Origin of the sequence: Streptomyces sp. R28 (assembly GCF_041052385.1) — a bacterium.
In the GTDB taxonomy this organism is placed as follows: Bacteria; Actinomycetota; Actinomycetes; order Streptomycetales; family Streptomycetaceae; genus Streptomyces.
In genome coordinates this window covers 4,033,798-4,051,210 of the sequence record NZ_CP163439.1, presented here as the reverse complement: position 1 = coordinate 4,051,210, position 17,413 = coordinate 4,033,798, and the positions used below count along the sequence as shown (strand labels likewise).

The following is a 17,413-nucleotide window of genomic DNA, read 5'->3' as shown; positions in this document are numbered from 1 at the left end:
CCCCCAAGTGCTTGCCGAATCGCTACGGGATTACGGGACTACGGGACTACGGGGCTAAGGGACTCTCACCCACTGCGCCTTGCTCGGCGTCCCCTGGTCGTCCGTCACGAACAGCATGTACCAGCCCGACGGAACCAGGTTCCGGTTCGTCGGAACGCTCACCGTGATCTTGTCTCCGGACTTCTTGAAGTCCAGCGCGACCGACCGCTGATCGACATCCGTGACGTGCGTCGACGCGCTCGGCCGGATCAGCCGCACGTTCTCGATGGACGAGGCGTGCCGCGAGGTGAACGTACCCGTCCCACCGCGCTTGATGGTCTGCGGGCCGCCCGACAGCGACGGCTGCGCGTCCCGGTACAGATACGGCGGCGTGTAGATCTCGACCCGCTGCTCGAACTTGCCCGGCTTGGTGTTCGCCGCGTCGGCGTACAGCGAGTCCGAGCCGAAGAACATCACGCGGCCGTCGGGCAGCAGGATCGACCCCGAGTGGTAGTTCCGGCCCACCAGCGGGTCGGCGACCTGGTCGAGGGTGTTCGTGTCCGGGTGGTAGATCCGCGCCTGGAGGATGTTGGAGTCGCCACGGCCCCGGTAGTCCTCGGAACCACCCGACACCAGCACGGTGTCGTCCGGCAGCACCGAGGCCTGCGGATACCGCGTGCCCTTCTCCAGCGTCGGCCCGTCCACGAACTTCGGGTCGTCCGCCTGGAGATCGATGATCCGCGTCTTGTTGCTGGAGTCCTTGGACTCGCCGACGCCCCCGCCGCCGATCACCATGTACTTCTCGTCCTGCGCGGGCGGCAGCAGCACCGTGCCCGAGGTCTCCAGCAGCTTGGCGTCGCTCAGCCCGGGCAGCTTGCTGAACTTGTTGGTGTCGACGTCCCAGATGCCGGGCTCGCGGCCCACGTCGTCAGGACCGTAGCCCGCGTTCGAACCCGAGTAGAAGACCTTGCCGTTCTCCAGCGGGAACAGCGCCGGGTACGTCGGGAACTGCCGGACCTTCTGCAGGTACGTCCACTTCTTGGTCTTCGGGTCGTACACCTCGTTCTTGCCCGGCACCAGCTGGCCGATGTCGTCGAGGCCGGAGACGCTGAGGACCTTGCCATTGCCCAGGGTGGTGAGCGTCGGGTACCAGCGGGCCTCGTGCATCGGGTCGACCTTGATGTACTTCTCGGCGACCGGGTCGAACTCGTAGGCGTCCCGGATGCCCTGGAAGTCCTTCTTGTCGAGGGCGATCTTCTGCGCGATGCCGTACGTGTTGCGCGCGTCGGTGCCGGTCAGGCCCTGGATCCGGTAGTTGTCCTGGGTGCCGGTCTGGTACTCGGAACCCTTCTTCTGCGCCTCGACGTAGATCCGGCCGAGACCGGGGTCGTTGCGCAGGAACTTGCCGGTCGCCTCGTCGAAGACCTTCTTCGCACGCGGCACCAGCACCGGGTCCTTGGAGACGAAGGTCTTGCCGTTCTCCTTGCCGGTGAACTTGGTGCCCGCGGGCAGCGTGATCGGCCGGTCCGGGTTCTCGTTGTGGACGATCATCAGGCCGCCGGCCTTGGTGACGTCACCCTTCAGCTTCTCGTACCGCTTCGTACCGCCCGCGATCAGCAGGTTGCCGTTGGACAGCTGGGTGTGGCCGGTGCAGAACAGGTCGTTCGGCGTCGGCACCTTCTTGATCGTGCCCTTGACCGGGTCCCAGATCCGGGTGTCGTACTTCTTCGCGTCGAAGTTGTCCTGGTTGTTGCCCGAGCCCGCGATCAGCAGCACCTTGCCGGTGTGCAGGAGCGCCGCGTGGATGGTGTTCTGGCGGTACTCCTCCGGGAAGTCGACGACCTCCCACTTGCCGTTGTCGGCTTTGTACTCGGGTTTGTTGATCTGGTACTGGTGGTATTTCTCGGTGCCGACGCGGTACAGCCACGGCCCGTTCATTCCGGCCAGCGCGAGTACCACCGCCGTACCTATCGCGAGTCGACGGGCGCGGCGGCGGCCTGCACGGTCGTTCATTCCTTACGTCCCCCAAGTCCACCAAGGGCGATCTGCATGGTCTGGTCGGTGCCGCTGCCGGAAGACGCGGCCCAACTCGGTTTCTGCTGCGGCGCATGCGGGGTGTGCCCGGCGTGCGGCGTGTGCTGCGCGGGCAGCGGTTGTGGCTGTGGCTGTGGCTGGTACGACACGGCCTGAGCCGGCGCCGGCTGGGCCGGAACGGTCGCCACGGGCCTCTTCTTCTCCTGCCGCAGCATGTACCGCCAGGCGAAGATCGGCGTCGCGGTGACCAGCATGGCGAAGATCGCCCAGGTGATCATCGCGGGGTGCGAGTGCCCGTAGACGAAACCGGCGGTGATCGAGGCGCCGAAGATCACGATGAAGTACCAGTGGTACCGGAACGTCCCGAACCACCGGTCGGGGCTGGCCGAGTCGCCCTTGGGCGTGACCACGAACTTGCTCTTGCGGCGCAGCGCGGAGTCGATCAGCGCCTTGGCGTACAGCGGCGCCGACAGCGCGGACATCACCATGCCGGCCACACCGCCGGAGCCCTCCGGCTCGTGCGGTGAGACGTTGTGGCGGCGGTTCCAGACGTAGAGGCCGATCTGGAGCGCGGAGGCGTTGCCGTAGAGCATCAGCCAGATCGTCGGGTCGATGTTCACACCCGAGGCGCCCAGGCCCAGGAACAGCGCACAGCTCAGCGCCGCCAGGATCCAGTTCAGGGCCGACATCGGGTAGAAGATGATCATCATCGTGTAGTTGAAGAGCTTGCTCGGCGGCAGCGAGTACCAGCCCTTCCAGTACTGCTTGAGGATCGTCTCGTACGTCCCTCGCGACCAGCGCATCTGCTGGGTGAAGAAGTCCGTCCAGGCGCTCGGGCCCTCACCGACGGCGAGCACGTCCGGCGTGTACACCGAGCGCCACTTCTTGCCCGTCGCCGGGTTCTTGTGGCGGTGGATCTCGAAGCCGGTCGCCATGTCCTCGGTGATCGAGTCGTACAGGCCGCCGATCTGCTTGAGCGCCTTGATGCGTACGGCGTTCGACGTACCCACGAACATCGGGGCGCCGTAGCGGTTGCCGGCGCGCTGGATGAGGGCGTGGAAGAGGAACTGCTGCGATTCGGCGGCCTTGGTGACGAAGTTGTCGTAGTTGCCGTAGACCTGCGGGCCGATGACGAAGCCGATGTTCGGGTCCCGGAAGAAGCCGAGCATCCGCTCCAGGTAGTTGGGCAGCGGCACGTGGTCGGTGTCGACCGAGGCGAAGAAGTCGTAGTCGTCGCCGTGCGCGTCGAGCCAGGCGTTGTAGTTGCCGTGCTTGGTCTTGGCGCGGTGCGGGCCCTTGGCCTGGTTCCACTTGGCGACGCCCTTGCGGGAGAAGTGGCGCACACCGAGCCGCGCGCACACCTCCTTGACCTCCGGGTCGTCGCCCTCGTCCAGCAGCCAGACGTGCATCAGACCCCGGTGGCGCAGCTTGACGGCCGCCTCCAGGGTCTTCGTCACCATCTCCAGCGGCTCCTTGCCGGGCACGAAGGAGGTGAGGAAGGCCACTCTCGTGCCGGTCTCCGGCACCACCGGGATCGGGTCGCGGGCGACCAGCGTGGCGTGCGCGTTCGACAGCACGTTCATGCAGCGGAAGAACTCGATCAGACCGATCGAGACGAGCATCACGATGTCGAGCGCCGGCAGGAAGTCGAAGGCGGGATAGTCGCGTTCGGTCCAGTGCTCGGGCTGCAGCAGCCAGAACAGCAGGACCAGCGACAGCAGCGGAGCGGCCGCCAGCATCAGGGCGACCCTGATCCGGTGCGGCTCCTGCGATATCAGCGAGCGGTACTGGACCCGGTACGGCTTGTTCGGGTCGGGCTGTGTGAGGGGGCCGGCCAGCCGGCTGTAGTGCTCGTAGTCGTACTTCGGCAGCGTCTTCTTGATCCGGCGGAACGCGCCGGTCCGTGTCTGCGAAGGCACTCTGAGTTGAGTTGTCTGAGACGGGTCGAAGTTCTGCCGGGCGCCCGTCGGCGTCGACGTCATGAGTCATCCCCCCACACGCAGTCACCGCGTGTCTGTCGGTTCCTTTACGACTGCTCAGGTCCCCCTCGACCTTCCACAGGCGTATCAGTGGTGGGCCGCAGTCACCACATCTTCTCCACCATAGACATGGAACAGCGACCTTCCGGTTGCATCATGCCCCCCTCGGCATGCGGTCATGAACGGGGCCCCCTACTCCCCGCCAAAAACCGGCAACCGGCTCCATTCCCCCCAACTGCCGCGTATCCGCAGCATCTTGAAAACCCAATCACCAGAGTTCTACGTCGTTCCACATGATCGCAAGATGCGAAACGAGGTGTTTACCGGTCATACGCGCTCATTGTGGCAGCCGTGGGGGTCTTGTGTACCCGTTGTGGACACGCGGGCCCGGATGTTGCCGAAGTGCTCTCGTATGGCTTCCTCCGCCCGTATCGCATCGCCCGACCGCACCGCGTCCACGATCTCCCGGTGCTGTCGGCAGGTGACCAGCGGATCCTGCGGGGCGCCTCCGAGATCGGTGTGGACGCGGTGGAACGCGTCCCAGAACGCCTCCATGACCTCGCCCAGCAGCGCGTTGTCCAGCCCTCGGTAGAGAGTGGCGTGAAACGCCCGGTCGGTCTCGGCGATGCCGTCGCCGCCGTGTGCCGCCTGCTCTTCCATACGGTCGACGAGCGCGTCCAGTTCAACGAGGTCGGCGTCCGGGATCCGTCCCGCGAGCCGGGACACCAGCCCCGTCTCCACGGCCTCCCGCAGCTGCACCAGCTGGAGCAGGGTGTCCTCGCCCCGGTAGTGCCCGGCGACCGTGCGGAAGGCGAGGCCCTCGATCATCGGCGCCAGGGACATCGTGCCGACGTACGTCCCGAACCCGTGCCGGATCTCGACGATGCCCATCGCCTGCAGGCCCTTGAGCGCCTCGCGCACGGAGTTCCGGCTGGCGCCGAGATGCGCCATCAGCTCGGGCTCCGTCGGCAGCGGGGCCCCGGAGGGGAGCCGGCGGTCGATGATGAGCTTCTTGATCCGCTCGTGAAGGTCGCGCGCTGCCATGGCCAGAGGGTATCCGGCCAAACACACCGGAAGCCCCTCGCTTGCACGAGGGGCTTCGGGTCTGAAGGGGGTGGGGGCGGCGGAGCCCCCCCCGCAACTGCATTCCCCGGGGGACTCGCGTGCAAAGCGAAGGCCCTCCGCGGTGACGGAGGGCCTTCGGTGTCTGTGCGCCGCCAGGGACTCGAACCCCGGACCCGCTGATGCTGCATTTCCCGGGGGGTGACCCCCGGACCCCCAGCCGCTTGTGCTGGGCTCGGGGGGACTCGGGTGCAAAGCGAAGGCCCTCCGCGGTGACGGAGGGCCTTCGGTGTCTGTGCGCCGCCAGGGACTCGAACCCCGGACCCGCTGATTAAGAGTCAGCTGCTCTAACCAACTGAGCTAGCGGCGCGTGCTGACGTCGGTAACTCTACATGACCGTTCGGGGTGCTCCTGACCGCGGGTGCGGGGCCGTCGGGGGGTGCCGGGGCGGTCGTAAACCATTCGGACCGTCAACATGCGAGTCCGGAAGACAGTTGAGAAACTGACGGAGTGTACAGCCGCGGACATTTGCCACTGGAGTGTGAGGGGAATCGCATGGGGACTCGGGCTCCGGTATTCGAGGAATTCGATCCGGCGAGTGACTGCGACTGCCCCGGATGCGTTCACTGGCGACGCGTTCTGCCGCATTCCACGACCGGCCGTCACCCGGCCGCCCACCGGGCGCTGATCCTCGCCGCAGCCGCCTCCACGACCCTCGCCGTCGGTCACACGGCCCCGGCCCTCGCCGCCCCCCACGCCCCCGATCGACCGAGCGTTCCCGCAGGTGACGAGCCCGAGACGCCCCAGGGTGGCAAGGCTCCGCTGCACGGCCCGGGCGGGCGGCCGGTCAAGCCGGGCGGCGTGGTCGAGACGCCCGCCACCACCCGTGCGGAGATCATCAGGAGGGCCAAGAAATGGGTCGCCGCGAGGGTGCCGTACAGCATGTACAAGTACTGGTCGGACGGATACCGGCAGGACTGTTCCGGCTTCGTCTCGATGGCCTGGAAGCTGCCCGGGAACGAATGGACCGGCAGCCTCGACCAGTACGGCGTACGAATCTCGAAGGAGGATCTCCAGCCCGGTGACATTCTGCTGTTCCACAATCCGGCGGACCCCGAGAAAGGCTCGCACGTCGTCATTTTCGGCGGCTGGACGGACTACACGCACAGCTACTACGTCGCCTACGAGGCGACCCGCCCGCATGTCCGCCGACAGGCCACCCCGTACGCCTACTGGAGCCACTCCGACCGCTATCTGGCCTATCGGTACAAGGGACTCGCGGGCGGCGCGACGGGTGGGAAACCGGAAACCGGGCAACCGGAAACCGGGCAGTCGGACACCGGGCAACCGGACACCGCCAAGCCGGAGGACCCCGAGCGCGGGGCGCCCTACCCGGGGCAGGCCTATTTCGGTCCCGGGGCCAACAACAAGTACGTCACCGAGCTGGGCCGCATGCTCGTCGAGCGCGGCGCCGGCCGGTACTACACGGTGGGGCCGGGGCCGCGTTGGTCGGACATGGACCGCCGGGCCGTGCGGGCCTTCCAGCTGGCGCAGGGCTGGCGGGGCCGGGACGCGGACGGGTTTCCGGGGCCGCGGACGTGGGCGCTGCTGGTGACGGGCAAGGGCAGGAACATCCAGGCCACGTGGCTGGGCGGGCACGGTGCCCCCGCGTCGGACGCGTCGCCGGCGTCGGCGGCGTCGTCCACGTCACCCGCGTCACCCGCCTCGCACGGAGTGCCGGGCTATCCGGGGCGGGCGATGTTCCGGCCCGGCGTCAGCAACAAGTATGTCGCCCAGCTCGGCAAACAGCTGGTGAAGAAGGGGTTCGGCAAGCACTACAAGACCGGGCCGGGGATGCGCTGGGGCGAGGCGGACCGGCGCGGCGTCGAGGCGTTCCAGCGTGCCCAGGGCTGGCGGGGCGGCGCGGCGGACGGCTATCCGGGGCCGGAGACCTGGCGGCGGCTCTTCTCGTAACCCGACATCGCGACCACCACCGTTGTGACGCATCTGGCGCGGAGGCTGGAGGCACGCTTGACCACGACCACTTCACCCACGCCCGAGCCCGAGGGGCTCGCGGGTCCGGCCGAGGGGCCTGCCCGGCCCACCCGGCTGATCCAGAACGAGGGGACCACCGAGATCCCCGTCCATCTGCTGTTCCGTGACGGCCCCGACCCGGTGTCCGTGCCGCTCAGGCCGACGGTCGTGGCGCGTCGGCAGGGCACGGGGGAGCAACCGCGCCTGCGCCGCCCGGCGCAGTCGAAGCCGAATCCCGCGCCGGAGGTCGACCCCGAGCTGGTGGAACGGCCGGCGCGGGTGCTGCCCGGGGCGGCAGGGGTGTTGGCCGGGGCGTGCGGGGCGGCCGGATGCCTGGCCACCTCGTGGTGGGCCGGAGTACTGCCGCCGCTGGTGGTGGAGGCGTTGCGGTTGCCGGCGTCCGCGGCGGGACTGGGGCCCGTGCAGTGGGCGGCGTACACGGGCGCCGGGGCCCTCGGGCTCGTCGGCCTCGGCGGGCTGGCGCGGGGGCGGACCGGGCGGGCCTGGGTGCTCGGGCTGTTCGGCGGCTACCGGGGGACGGTCCGGCGTACCGGTCTGCTGTGGGTCAACCCGCTGCTGCTGCGCCGCCGGGTCGACGTACGGCTGCGGCACTGGCGCAGCGAGCCGATGCCGGCGGCCGACGGCAACGGGGTCGCGCTGCGGGTCGTCGTGCTGGTGGTGTGGCGGGTACGGGACACCGCGCGGGCGACGCTCGGGGTGGAGGACCACGAGACGTATCTGCGCGAGTGTGTCGAGGCGGCGCTGGCCCGGGTGCCGGTGGAGATGCCGGGTGCCTCGCGGGGGTCCGTCGAGATGGCCGGGGACGCGCTGACCCGGTTGGTGGTGCGGGACGCGGGGGCGGTCGGGCTCGAGGTGTTCTCGGTACGGCCGGTGCGGATGGAGTACGCCCCCGAGGTCGCCGCCGCCATGCACCGCAGACGGATCGCCGCGCTGGACGCGCAGCACCGGGCGACCATGCTCACCTCGGTCGTCGACTCGGTGGAGGACACGGTGACCCGGCTGACCATGCGGGGCCTGGTCGAGCTCGACGACTACGAACGCAAGGCGCTGGTCAAGGACTTGACGGTGGCGTTCTGTGCGGGGCGGGGCGAACAAGGCCCGTGATTGGTATGGACATGTTCAACTAACGGCAATAATCTGAGACTTGGTCTAGACCTGCAAGCTCACCGAACTTCCCCCACGTTCCCAGGAGCAGCAGCATGCGCAGAAAGACCAAGTGGTACGCCGCAGCACTCGGACTCACCACGGCCGGGGCCCTCGTGCTCTCCACCGGAGGCGCCAGCAGCCACGGCTACACCGACCTCCCCATCAGCCGGCAGAAGCTCTGTCAGAACGGCACCGTGACCAACTGCGGCTCGATCCAGTGGGAGCCACAGAGTGTCGAGGGCCCGAAGGGCTTCCCGGGCTCAGGACCGGCCGACGGTCAGATATGCAACGCCGGTCTGGGCCAGTTCAGTCAGCTCAGCGCGCCACGGACACCGTCCGGCGGTGCCTGGCCCGCCACCAGGGTGACGGGCGGTCAGAGCTACACGTTCCGCTGGCAGTTCACGGCCATGCACGCCACGACCGACTTCAAGTACTACGTCACCAGGCCGGGCTGGAACCAGAACCACAACCTGGCCCGCTCCGACCTCAACCTCACGCCGTTCCTGACCGTCCCGTACGGCGGCCAGCGACCCCCGTCCACGCTCTCCCACAGCGGCACCCTGCCGTCCGGGCTGAGCGGCCGTCACGTCATCCTCGCGGTGTGGACGATCGCCGACACGGGCAACGCGTTCTACGCGTGCTCGGACGTCACGTTCTGAACGCTCTGAACGCTCTGAACGCTCTGAACGTTCTGATCCGGCTCCGGATCTCTGAGCGTTACTTGAGCGAAGTGTGCTTCCCCCGGGGGTAGGTTCCCCACGACCAGCAGTATCTGACCTCGGGGGAAGCGCCATGGACCTCTTCTTCTACGCCTTGCCCAGCCTCATGCTGGCCCTCGTCCTCTTCGGCGCGTACCGCGTGGTGCGCCGCTCGCTGCAGATCCGCAGCGCCTGGAACAGCGGACTGACGGCCGAGGCGCGCTGTCTGCGGATGTTCACGACGACCCATGGCGGTGGCCGTGACACGTCCGTGCACACCAGGCTGCACCACGTCTACGAGTTCACCGCACGCGACGGCCGCGTCGTCCGCTTCGAGGAGGAGGACGGCCCGGCGACGACGGTCGAGGGCGACTTCGTCACCGTCCACTACGCCGAGGGTCACGAGGTGGTCGCCACGGCCAAGGCCCCGGGTCGCGCCAAGCTGGCGGCGTCCACCGTCGCCATCCTGGCGTTCCTCGGGGTGGTCGCGGTGTTCTGCGTCGGCTTCATCGCCACGTACAACCAGATGTCCGATGGTTCCGGCTTCGGCGAGGGCACCGACGACACCATCGACACCGTCGTCGTCGACGGCGTCACGATGACCCCGTAACCCTCATGGCCCTCCACATCTGACGGGCCATCAACTACCGTGCGCCGCCATGGAGTCCAACAGGCGTACGGTCGCGGAACTCGTCGCCGGCCGGTGGGGCGACCACCGGCCGGGGCTGTGGTGCGAAGGGCAGGCGCTCACCCACCACCAGGTGGCGGCGGGTGCCGCGGCCCGGGCGGCACTGCTGACCGACCTGGTGCCGCCCCGCTCGCACATCGGGGTGCTGCTCGACAACACCCCTGAATACCCCCTGTGGTTGAGCGCGGCGGCCCTCGCCCGCACCGCCGTCGCCGGCATCAATCCCACCCGCCGCGGCCCCGAACTCGCCCGCGACATCCTGCACACCGAGTGCCGGCTCCTGGTCACCGAGCGGGCCCACCTGCCGCTGCTCGACGGCCTCGACCTACCCGGTGTGCGACTGCTGCTGACCGACGGGGAAGGGTACGACGCCCTGCTCGCGCCGTACGCCGACGTCCGGCCCGACGCCTCCCGTGCCACCCCGCACGACCGGCTCCTGCTCTACTTCACCTCCGGCTCGACCGGCGCCCCCAAGGCCGCGATCTGCACCCAGGGGCGGCTGGCGGCCGCCGGGCGTTCGCTGGCCGGGCAGTTCGGCGTCCGCCCCGACGACGTGCACTACATCTGCATGCCGATGTTCCACGGCAACGCGGTGATCGCCGACTGGGCGCCCGCCCTCGCGGCCGGCGCGGGCGCCGCGCTGCGGCGGCGGTTCTCGGCGTCCGGGTTCCTGGACGACGTACGGGCGTACGGGGCGACGTACTTCACCTACGTGGGCCGGGCGATCCAGTACCTCCTCGCCACCGAGCCGAGCCCCGACGACCGGGACCATCCGCTGCGGCTCGGCTTCGGGACGGAGGCGGGCGCCGTGGACGCAGCCGCCTTCGAGCGCCGGTTCGGGGTGCGGCTCATGGAGGGTTACGGGTCGTCCGAGGGCGGGGCCGCCGTGCAGTGGTCGCCGGGTACGCCGGCTGGGGCTGTGGGGCGGGCGGCGCCCGGGCTCGTCGTACTCGATCCGGAGACCTGTGCGGAGTGCCCGCCCGCTGTCTTCGACGCGGGCGGGCGGCTGGTCAACGGGGACGAGGCCATCGGGGAGCTGGTCAACCGGGGGCCGAACCCCTTCGAGGGGTACTGGCGCAATCCCGAGGCGGAGGCGGAGCGGCGGCGGGAGGGCTGGTACTGGACCGGGGACCTGTTCTGCCGGGACGCCGACGGCTATCTGTACTTCGCGGGGCGCGGTGACGACCGGCTCCGGGTGGACGGGGAGAACCTGTCCGCCGCGATGATCGAGAACATCCTCGCCCGGTACGAGGGTGCCGGGGCCGTCGCCGTGTACGCGGTGCCGGATCCGGTGACCGGGGACCAGGTCATGGCGACCGTCGCGGGGGAGTTCGATCCGGTCGGCTTCGCCGGGTTCCTGCTGGCCCAGCCGGACCTGGGGACGAAGATGGCGCCACGGTTCGTGCGGGTCGTGGAGCAGATGCCGGTGACCGCCACGAACAAGATCCAGCGGGCGGGGCTCAGGCGGGAGGGGCTGCGGTGTGCCGATCCGGTGTGGTGGCGGCCGGCCGGGGAGCGGGCGTACCGGCGGCTGACCGAGGCGGACGTCCTGGCATACGTCGAAGGGCCTCCCGCTCCCACGAGAGGCCCTTCGGTGGTGCGCCGCCAGGGACTCGAACCCCGGACCCGCTGATTAAGAGTCAGCTGCTCTAACCAACTGAGCTAGCGGCGCATGACCCTCGCCGACCGCGTTCCCAGGGGGTTCGCGGCTGGCGACGAAGAAAATACTACCCGGTCCTCGGGGGTGGTTCCGACCACCCGGGCGGGCCCCGGATCACCGGGGCTCGGGGGACGGAACAGCCCTAGATCGCCAGCGACAGCAGCACCGGCGCCGCGTTCCGGTTCAGGGTGTCCGCCGCCTGGCGCAGCCGGTGGGCGTGCTCCAACGGGAGTGACAGGGCCAGGCAGCCCACCGACGATCCGGCCGTGATCGGGACCGCCGCGCACACCGTGCCCACCGCGTACTCCTGGAGGTCGAGGTGGGGGACGGTCGGCGGCTGGGTCTCCAGCCGGGAGAGCAGGACCTTGTCGCTGGTGATCGTGCGCGAGGTGAGGCGGGCCATCTTGTGGCGCGAGAGGTGGTCGCGCCGGCCGTTGTGGTCGAGCTGCCCGAGCAGGCTCTTGCCGATCGCGGTGGCGTGGGCGGAGAAGCGGAAGTCGACCCACTCGTTGACCACGGGCATGGTCGGGCCGGCGGCGAACTGGTCGATCTTGACCTCTCCGTCGACGTACCGGCTGATGTAGACGGCGGCGCCGACCGAGTCGCGCAGCCGGTCGAGGATGCGCTGGAGGTTGTCGCGCAGGGCCTGCGCGTGGCCCTGCGCGGAACCGAGACGGGTCAGGGCGTCGCCCGTGACGTACGCCCCGTCGGTGATCTGCTCGACGTAGCCCTCGCGGCGCAGCATCAGCAGGAGGCTGGTCAGGCGCTCCCAGGTGATGCCGGTGTGCCGGGCGAGCTCGGCGTCGGTGACTCCGGTGTTGTGCCGTGCCACGGTCTCCAGGACGCGCAGGGCGTCCTGGGCCGAGTGGTACGGCGTCGTCGGCTCGTGCTGCAGCGCCACGGTTCCCCCTGCGGTTGCACGTCGCTTCTCGTTGCCTCGTCGACACCTCGTCGACTGGGCCGGGTTCGAGTCAGCCAATCTCCTTCACGATAACGGGCAAGAGGCCGGTAGTGAGCGCTTGTTGACGAGATTGCGACGCCCTCAACTGCGGCCTAGCCATCTGGCATATGCCGCAGTCATGAGGCGTGTCGGGAGTCACAGCACAGCGCTGAGAAACTCCCGGGTCCGGTCCTTCTCGGGGTCGTTGAAGATCTTCTCGGGTGCGCCGGATTCGATGACCCGCCCGGAGTCGAACATCAGGACCTGGTCCGAGATGTCCCGGGCGAAATTCATCTCGTGGGTCACACAGAGCATGGTGATGTCGGTGGTGCGGGCGATGTCCCGCAGCACGTCGAGGACGCCGGCGACCAGCTCCGGGTCCAGCGCCGAGGTCACCTCGTCCAGCAGCAGCACCTGCGGCCGCATGGCCAGCGCCCGGGCGATCGCCACCCGCTGCTGCTGGCCGCCGGACAGCTGGGTCGGGCGGGCGTCGCACTTGTCGGCGAGGCCCACCATCTCCAGCAGCTCCCGGGCGCGTGCCTCCGCCTCGTCCTTGGACATGCCGAGGACGGTGACGGGGGCCTCGGTGATGTTGCGCAGCACCGACATGTTCGGGAACAGGTTGAACTGCTGGAACACCATGCCGATCTTCTTACGGACCTCGCGGATCTGCTTCTCCGGGGCCGGGAAGAGCTGGTCACCGGCGACCGTGATCTTGCCCTCGTCGGGCTTGGCCAGGGTCATCAGCAGCCGCAGGATCGTCGTCTTGCCGGAGCCGGACGGGCCGATCAGGGTGACGTGCTTGCCGGACTCGACGGAGAAGTCGAGCCGGTCGAGGACCGTGTTGGACCCGAAGCGCTTGGTGACGTTCTCGAAGCGGATCAGTTCGCTGCCGTCCACCGGCGGGTTGGCGCTCGCGTCGGGTTCTTTCATCAAAGGCGTGTCAGCGGACAAGGCGTCGCTCCAGGGCTCGTACGAGAAGGGAGGCCGGGTAGGCGATGAAGATGAAGGCCACACCGATGACCGTCAGGGGCTCGGTGAACTGGAAGTTCTCCTGCGCGAACAGCCGCGCCTCGCCGAGCATCTCCATGACCGTGATCGTCATCAGGATCGGGGTGTCCTTGAGCATCGCGATGACGTAGTTGCCGAGGGCCGGCACGACCCGGCGGATCGCCTGCGGCAGGATCACCACGGTCCAGGCGCGCCGCACCGGCAGGTTCAGCGCGGTCGCCGCCTCCCACTGGCCGGCCGGGACCGCCTCGATACCGGCCCGGTAGACCTGCATCGTGTACGTCGAGTAGTGCAGCCCGATCGCGCAGATGCCCGTGGTCAGCGCCGACCACGTCAGGCCCCACTCGGGTAGCACGTAGAAGAAGAAGAAAAGCTGCACCAGCAGCGGGGTGTTGCGGATGAACTCCGTGACCACCCCGACCGGCCAGCGCACCCAGCGGGTCGGTGTGCGCATCAGCAGCGCCCACACCAGACCCAGCGCGAACGAGATCAGCGAGCCGAGGGCCAGGATCTGCAGCGTGAGCAGCAGCCCGTCCCAGAACTTCGGCATGAAGTCGGCGACAGCGCCCCAGTCCCAGGTCATCCGAGAGCACCTCCCGCGCCCACGCCGGTCGTCTCAGGTCGGTGCAGCTCCTGGTCGGGAGTGCTCCCGACGGGCTTGCCCAGCCCTGCCTTGAGCTTGCGTTCCAGTCCGCGCATCCCCCGCGTGAGCAGGAAGGCGATGACGAAGTAGATCAGCAGGACGTACGTGTAGATCTCCGTGCTCTCCTGCAACGCGAGGCGCACCAGGTTGGCGCTGAAGGCCAGGTCGCCCATGCCCATGACGGACACCAGGGCCGTGCCCTTCAGCAGTTCGATGAGCAGGTTGGAGAACGGCGGGATCATCTCCGGCACCGCCTGCGGCAGCAGGACCAGCCGCATCCGCTGCCACGGCGTGAAGCTGAGCGCGATACCGCCCTCGCGCTGCGCCGGGTCGACGGAGTTGAGGGCGCCGCGCACGATCTCGGCGCCGTACGCCCCGTAGGTCAGCCCGAGCGCGAGGGTGCCGGCCCACAGCGGGACCAGTTGCCAGCCGAACGCGACCGGCAGTACGAAGAACACCCAGAAGATCATGATCAGGGCGGAGGTTCCGCGGAACACCTCGGTGTAGACGCCCGCGAGGAAGCGGACGATCCACAGCCGGTGCGTGCGGGCCATGCCGACCCCGAAGGCGACCGTCGCCGCCACCAGTGCGCTCAGCACCAGCAGTTGGACGGTGACCCAGATTCCTTGAAGTACGAGTTCCCAGAGTCCCGAGGTCATCCGCCCGTCCCCCCTGCGCACAGCTCCTTCGCGGTGAGGTCGGTCATCTCGGCCTTGGTGAAGCCGAAGGGCCGGAGGATGCGGAACAGCTCCCCGCTCTTCTTCAGCTTGTGCAGCTCGACGTTGAAGGCGTCCCGCAGCGTGGTCTCGGTCGGCCGGAAGGCGAACGCGCCGCCGTCGACGTGCGGTTTGCCGTCGACGAGGGGAGCGAAGGCCTTGGTGGCCTCGGCCTTGGCCGACTTCTTGACGACCTCACGGGCGGTGAGCGCGGTACCGGCGAAGACGTCGACACGCCCCGCCTCGACGGCGTTCAGACCCGCGACCTGGTCCGGCACGATGAGGATGTCGCTCTCCTTGTACCCCGCCTCGACGGCGTACTGGATCTCGGCATAGCCGGTCCCGGTGGCGAACTTGGCCTTCTTCTCGACGACGTCCTTGTAGTCGTGCAGGCCCTTCGGGTTGCCCTTGCGCACGATGAAGGAATCGAGCATCTGATAGTCGGGGTCGGAGAAGATGACCTGCTCACAGCGCTCGGGATTGACGTACATCCCGGCGGCGACGACGTCGAACTGCTGCGAGTTCAGCCCGGGTATCAGGGACCCGAACTCGGTGGGCACGGGCTGTACCCGGTCCACGCCGAGCCGCTTGAAGACGACCCTCGCCAGCTCGGGCGCCTCACCCGTGAGTTCACCGTTCTTGTCGATGTACCCGAAGGGAATCTCACCCGCGATCCCGAGGCGTACCACGCCGGCGGCGCGCAGCCGGTCGAGCAGCTCGCCACCCTCCTTCGTGGAGGCCGTGGCCACGCGTGAGCAGCCTGCCGCGCCCAGCGCACCGAGCGCCGCCACCCCCGCGAGCAGCGACCGGCGTGTAGGGGTGCCCGATCTGTGTCCGACATGTGTTTCGACATGTTCCAGTGGTGGAGCCATGGCGGCGCGGCTACCCGAGACCATGCGATGTATGCACCCTGGAAGGCATGACTGAACGGTTCATCGAGGTGTCACTGGTCAAGCGGGGAATCCACTGCACGGCCAAGCTCCTGGACGACCGCGCCCCGCTCACCTGCGCGGCCGTCTGGGACGCCCTGCCCCTGACCAGCGACGTCTACCACGCCAAATACGCCCGCAACGAGATCTACGCCCTCTTCCCGCCCTTCGCGGAAACGGAGCCGCCCTTGGAAAACCCGACGGTCACCCCCATTCCAGGAGATCTGTGCTATTTCGCCTTCGCCGGCACGGAACTCGGCACCAACTCCTACGGCTACGACCGTGAGGTCCGCCCCGGCACGACGGTGGTCGACCTGGCCCTGTTCTACGAGCGCAACAACCTGCTCCTGAACGGCGACGTGGGCTGGGTGCCCGGCATCGTCTGGGGCCAGGTCGTCGAGGGCCTGGAGGAGATGGCCCAGGGCTGCAACGACCTGTGGCGGTCGGGGGCGCTGGGCGAGTCGCTCAGCTTCCGGAGGGTGTGAGCCCGGCGATGCCGGCCTCGTAGAGCGCGTGCGCCGCCCGCAGCACCAGATCGTCCCGGTGCCGGGCGGCCACGAGTTGCAGGCCGATCGGCAGGCCGTCCCCGTCGACGCCGACGGGGACGGTCGCCGCCGGCTGCTGGGTCAGGTTGAACGGGTACGTGAACGGCGTCCAGCCCGTCCAGCGGTGGTGGCCCGAGCCCTTGGGGACCTCCGTGCCCGCCTCGAAGGCGGTGAGCGGGAGGGTCGGGGTGACGAGGAGGTCGTAGGTGTCGTGGAAGCGGCCCATCCGTCGGCCGAGTTCCATACGGACGTCCACCGCGGCCAGATAGTCGAGCGCGGTGCGGCGGGCGCCGACGCCGCAGATCTCCCGCAGACCCGGGTCGAGCAACTCCCGCTGGTGCGGCCCGAGATGCTGGGTCACCCGGGCCGCCCCCGTGAACCACAGGGTGTGGAAGGCGTCCACCGGGTCGGTGAAGTCGGGGTCGGTCTCCTCGACGTACGCCCCCAGCCCCGCCAGCCGCTCCACCGCCCGCCGTACCGCCGCCGCGACCGCCGGACGCACCGCCACCTGGTTGCCGAGGGAGGGGGAGTAAGCCACGCGCAGGCCGTGCACACCGCCGGTCAGGCCCGCCACGAAGGAACCGGGTGCCGGGGGGAGCGCCGACCAGTCGCGGGAGTCGGGCGTGCCGATGACGTCCAGGAGCAGGGCCGCGTCGGCCGCGTCACGGGTCATCGGGCCGACGTGCGCCAGGGTGCCGAAGGCGCTCGCCGGGTACAGAGGGACCCGGCCGTACGTCGGTTTCAGGCCGAAGATGCCGCAGAACGCCGCCGGGATACGGACACTGCCGCCGCCGTCCGTGCCGAGGGCGAGCGGTCCCGCGCCGAGCGCCACGGCCGCCGCCGCGCCGCCGCTGGAGCCGCCAGCGGTGCGGGTGGGGTCGTAGGGGTTGCGGGTGACGCCCGACAGGGGCGAGTCGGTGACGCCCTTCCAGCCGAATTCGGGGGTGGTCGTCTTGCCGAGGAACACCGCGCCGTGCGCGCGCAGCCGGGCCACCGAGGGGGCGTCCTCGTCCCAGCTTCCCTTCGCCGAGAGGGCCTTCGAGCCCTTGAGCGTCGGGCCGCCGCGCATCAGCAGGATGTCCTTCACCGTGACCGGAACGCCGTCGAGCAGGCCGGCCGGCTCGCCGCGCCGCCACCGCTCGGCCGACTCGCCCGCCTGCGTGAGAGCCTCCTCGGCGGTGAGGCGCACGAAGGCGTTGAACTCCGGCTGGATCCGCTCGGCCCGCTCCAGGGTCGCGCGGGTGGCGTCGACGGGGCTGAACTCTCCTTTGCGGTAGCCGTCGAGGAGTTGTACGGCGGTCAGTTCGGTGAGATCCGTCATGCGCCCT

At 69.1% G+C, this 17,413-nt stretch carries 15 protein-coding genes and 2 tRNA genes; 6 read left to right on the top strand and 11 right to left on the bottom strand.

The genetic code is table 11. The features are described 5' to 3' along the window. Positions 1 to 54 precede the first annotated feature (54 nt). The 4 genes from AB5J49_RS17855 to AB5J49_RS17840 form a co-directional block, all read right to left on the bottom strand. The gene (locus AB5J49_RS17855) at positions 55 to 1,992 is read right to left on the bottom strand and encodes a galactose oxidase-like domain-containing protein (protein WP_369169625.1); all 1,938 of its coding nucleotides are present in this window, start codon (positions 1,990 to 1,992) and stop codon (positions 55 to 57) included. Further along, on the bottom strand, positions 1,989 to 3,995 hold the full coding sequence (locus AB5J49_RS17850) for a glycosyltransferase family 2 protein (protein ID WP_369169624.1): 2,007 nt from the start codon (positions 3,993 to 3,995) through the stop codon (positions 1,989 to 1,991). Before AB5J49_RS17850 ends, AB5J49_RS17855 begins: the two co-directional genes overlap by 4 nt. Positions 3,996 to 4,319: 324 nt before the next feature. Further along, positions 4,320 to 5,036 carry a FadR/GntR family transcriptional regulator gene (locus AB5J49_RS17845; protein WP_369169623.1) on the bottom strand — a complete coding sequence of 239 codons (717 nt, stop codon included), beginning with the start codon at positions 5,034 to 5,036 and terminating at the stop codon, positions 4,320 to 4,322. A 314-nt stretch (positions 5,037 to 5,350) separates the two neighbouring features. Beyond that, positions 5,351 to 5,424: transfer RNA gene (locus AB5J49_RS17840), tRNA-Lys, on the bottom strand. A 185-nt stretch (positions 5,425 to 5,609) separates the two neighbouring features. On the opposite strand from AB5J49_RS17840, the gene AB5J49_RS17835 reads away from it, so the two are divergent. The 5 genes from AB5J49_RS17835 to AB5J49_RS17815 all read left to right on the top strand — a co-directional run bounded on the left by AB5J49_RS17835 (position 5,610) and on the right by AB5J49_RS17815 (position 11,274). Next, positions 5,610 to 7,028 carry a peptidoglycan-binding protein gene (locus tag AB5J49_RS17835; protein ID WP_369169622.1) on the top strand — a complete coding sequence of 473 codons (1,419 nt, stop codon included), beginning with the start codon at positions 5,610 to 5,612 and terminating at the stop codon, positions 7,026 to 7,028. 57 nt (positions 7,029 to 7,085) lie between these two features. Next, a complete protein-coding gene (locus AB5J49_RS17830) occupies positions 7,086 to 8,213 on the top strand; it encodes an SPFH domain-containing protein (RefSeq protein ID WP_369169621.1) in 1,128 nt (375 codons plus the stop codon). 95 nt (positions 8,214 to 8,308) lie between these two features. Then, the gene (locus AB5J49_RS17825; RefSeq protein WP_369169620.1) at positions 8,309 to 8,914 is read left to right on the top strand and encodes a lytic polysaccharide monooxygenase; all 606 of its coding nucleotides are present in this window, start codon (positions 8,309 to 8,311) and stop codon (positions 8,912 to 8,914) included. Positions 8,915 to 9,047: 133 nt separating this feature from the next. Then, a complete protein-coding gene (locus AB5J49_RS17820; RefSeq protein ID WP_369169619.1) occupies positions 9,048 to 9,563 on the top strand; it encodes a DUF3592 domain-containing protein in 516 nt (171 codons plus the stop codon). A 49-nt stretch (positions 9,564 to 9,612) separates the two neighbouring features. Then, positions 9,613 to 11,274 (top strand): AMP-binding protein, encoded by a 1,662-nt coding sequence (locus AB5J49_RS17815; RefSeq protein WP_369169618.1) that lies wholly within the window; start codon positions 9,613 to 9,615, stop codon positions 11,272 to 11,274. On the opposite strand, the gene AB5J49_RS17810 is transcribed toward AB5J49_RS17815, so the two are convergent. The 6 genes from AB5J49_RS17810 to ehuB all read right to left on the bottom strand — a co-directional run bounded on the left by AB5J49_RS17810 (position 11,237) and on the right by ehuB (position 15,483). Beyond that, positions 11,237 to 11,313: transfer RNA gene (locus AB5J49_RS17810), tRNA-Lys, on the bottom strand. The genes AB5J49_RS17815 and AB5J49_RS17810 overlap by 38 nt on opposite strands. A gap of 130 nt (positions 11,314 to 11,443) precedes the next feature. Continuing rightward, the gene (locus AB5J49_RS17805; RefSeq protein ID WP_369169617.1) at positions 11,444 to 12,202 is read right to left on the bottom strand and encodes an IclR family transcriptional regulator; all 759 of its coding nucleotides are present in this window, start codon (positions 12,200 to 12,202) and stop codon (positions 11,444 to 11,446) included. A 195-nt stretch (positions 12,203 to 12,397) separates the two neighbouring features. Continuing rightward, entirely contained in the window at positions 12,398 to 13,174 is a 777-nt protein-coding gene (gene ehuA / locus AB5J49_RS17800; protein ID WP_369169616.1) for an ectoine/hydroxyectoine ABC transporter ATP-binding protein EhuA, read from the bottom strand. A gap of 10 nt (positions 13,175 to 13,184) precedes the next feature. Continuing rightward, positions 13,185 to 13,835 (bottom strand): ectoine/hydroxyectoine ABC transporter permease subunit EhuD, encoded by a 651-nt coding sequence (ehuD, locus tag AB5J49_RS17795; protein ID WP_369169615.1) that lies wholly within the window; start codon positions 13,833 to 13,835, stop codon positions 13,185 to 13,187. After that, complete coding sequence (ehuC, locus tag AB5J49_RS17790) at positions 13,832 to 14,554, bottom strand: ectoine/hydroxyectoine ABC transporter permease subunit EhuC (RefSeq protein WP_369169614.1); 723 nt, start codon at positions 14,552 to 14,554, stop codon at positions 13,832 to 13,834. Before ehuC ends, ehuD begins: the two co-directional genes overlap by 4 nt. Further along, complete coding sequence (gene ehuB, locus AB5J49_RS17785; protein ID WP_369169613.1) at positions 14,551 to 15,483, bottom strand: ectoine/hydroxyectoine ABC transporter substrate-binding protein EhuB; 933 nt, start codon at positions 15,481 to 15,483, stop codon at positions 14,551 to 14,553. The genes ehuC and ehuB overlap by 4 nt, the downstream gene beginning before the upstream one ends. 47 nt (positions 15,484 to 15,530) lie before the next feature. Here ehuB and AB5J49_RS17780 point away from each other — a divergent pair, with 47 nt between their 5' ends. Further along, positions 15,531 to 16,025, top strand: a complete 495-nt coding sequence (locus tag AB5J49_RS17780; protein ID WP_369169612.1) for a DUF3830 family protein — start codon at positions 15,531 to 15,533, stop codon at positions 16,023 to 16,025. Here the strand turns inward: AB5J49_RS17780 and AB5J49_RS17775 are convergent. Continuing rightward, entirely contained in the window at positions 16,006 to 17,406 is a 1,401-nt protein-coding gene (locus AB5J49_RS17775; protein ID WP_369169611.1) for an amidase, read from the bottom strand. The two genes, AB5J49_RS17780 and AB5J49_RS17775, sit on opposite strands and share 20 nt — an antisense overlap. Between the last annotated feature and the right edge of the window lie 7 nt (positions 17,407 to 17,413).

What these genes read in the sequence shown, in the direction of transcription:
- AB5J49_RS17855 (WP_369169625.1), bottom strand. Translation starts at nt 1,992, where the DNA reads ATGAACGACCGTGCAGGCCGCCGCCGCGCCCGTCGACTCGCGATAGGT.
- AB5J49_RS17850 (WP_369169624.1), bottom strand. Translation starts at nt 3,995, where the DNA reads ATGACGTCGACGCCGACGGGCGCCCGGCAGAACTTCGACCCGTCTCAG.
- AB5J49_RS17845 (WP_369169623.1), bottom strand. Translation starts at nt 5,036, where the DNA reads ATGGCAGCGCGCGACCTTCACGAGCGGATCAAGAAGCTCATCATCGAC.
- AB5J49_RS17835 (WP_369169622.1), top strand. Translation starts at nt 5,610, where the DNA reads ATGGGGACTCGGGCTCCGGTATTCGAGGAATTCGATCCGGCGAGTGAC.
- AB5J49_RS17825 (WP_369169620.1), top strand. Translation starts at nt 8,309, where the DNA reads ATGCGCAGAAAGACCAAGTGGTACGCCGCAGCACTCGGACTCACCACG.
- AB5J49_RS17820 (WP_369169619.1), top strand. Translation starts at nt 9,048, where the DNA reads ATGGACCTCTTCTTCTACGCCTTGCCCAGCCTCATGCTGGCCCTCGTC.
- AB5J49_RS17815 (WP_369169618.1), top strand. Translation starts at nt 9,613, where the DNA reads ATGGAGTCCAACAGGCGTACGGTCGCGGAACTCGTCGCCGGCCGGTGG.
- ehuA (WP_369169616.1), bottom strand. Translation starts at nt 13,174, where the DNA reads ATGAAAGAACCCGACGCGAGCGCCAACCCGCCGGTGGACGGCAGCGAA.
- ehuD (WP_369169615.1), bottom strand. Translation starts at nt 13,835, where the DNA reads ATGACCTGGGACTGGGGCGCTGTCGCCGACTTCATGCCGAAGTTCTGG.
- ehuC (WP_369169614.1), bottom strand. Translation starts at nt 14,554, where the DNA reads ATGACCTCGGGACTCTGGGAACTCGTACTTCAAGGAATCTGGGTCACC.
- ehuB (WP_369169613.1), bottom strand. Translation starts at nt 15,483, where the DNA reads ATGGCTCCACCACTGGAACATGTCGAAACACATGTCGGACACAGATCG.
- AB5J49_RS17780 (WP_369169612.1), top strand. Translation starts at nt 15,531, where the DNA reads ATGACTGAACGGTTCATCGAGGTGTCACTGGTCAAGCGGGGAATCCAC.
- AB5J49_RS17775 (WP_369169611.1), bottom strand. Translation starts at nt 17,406, where the DNA reads ATGACGGATCTCACCGAACTGACCGCCGTACAACTCCTCGACGGCTAC.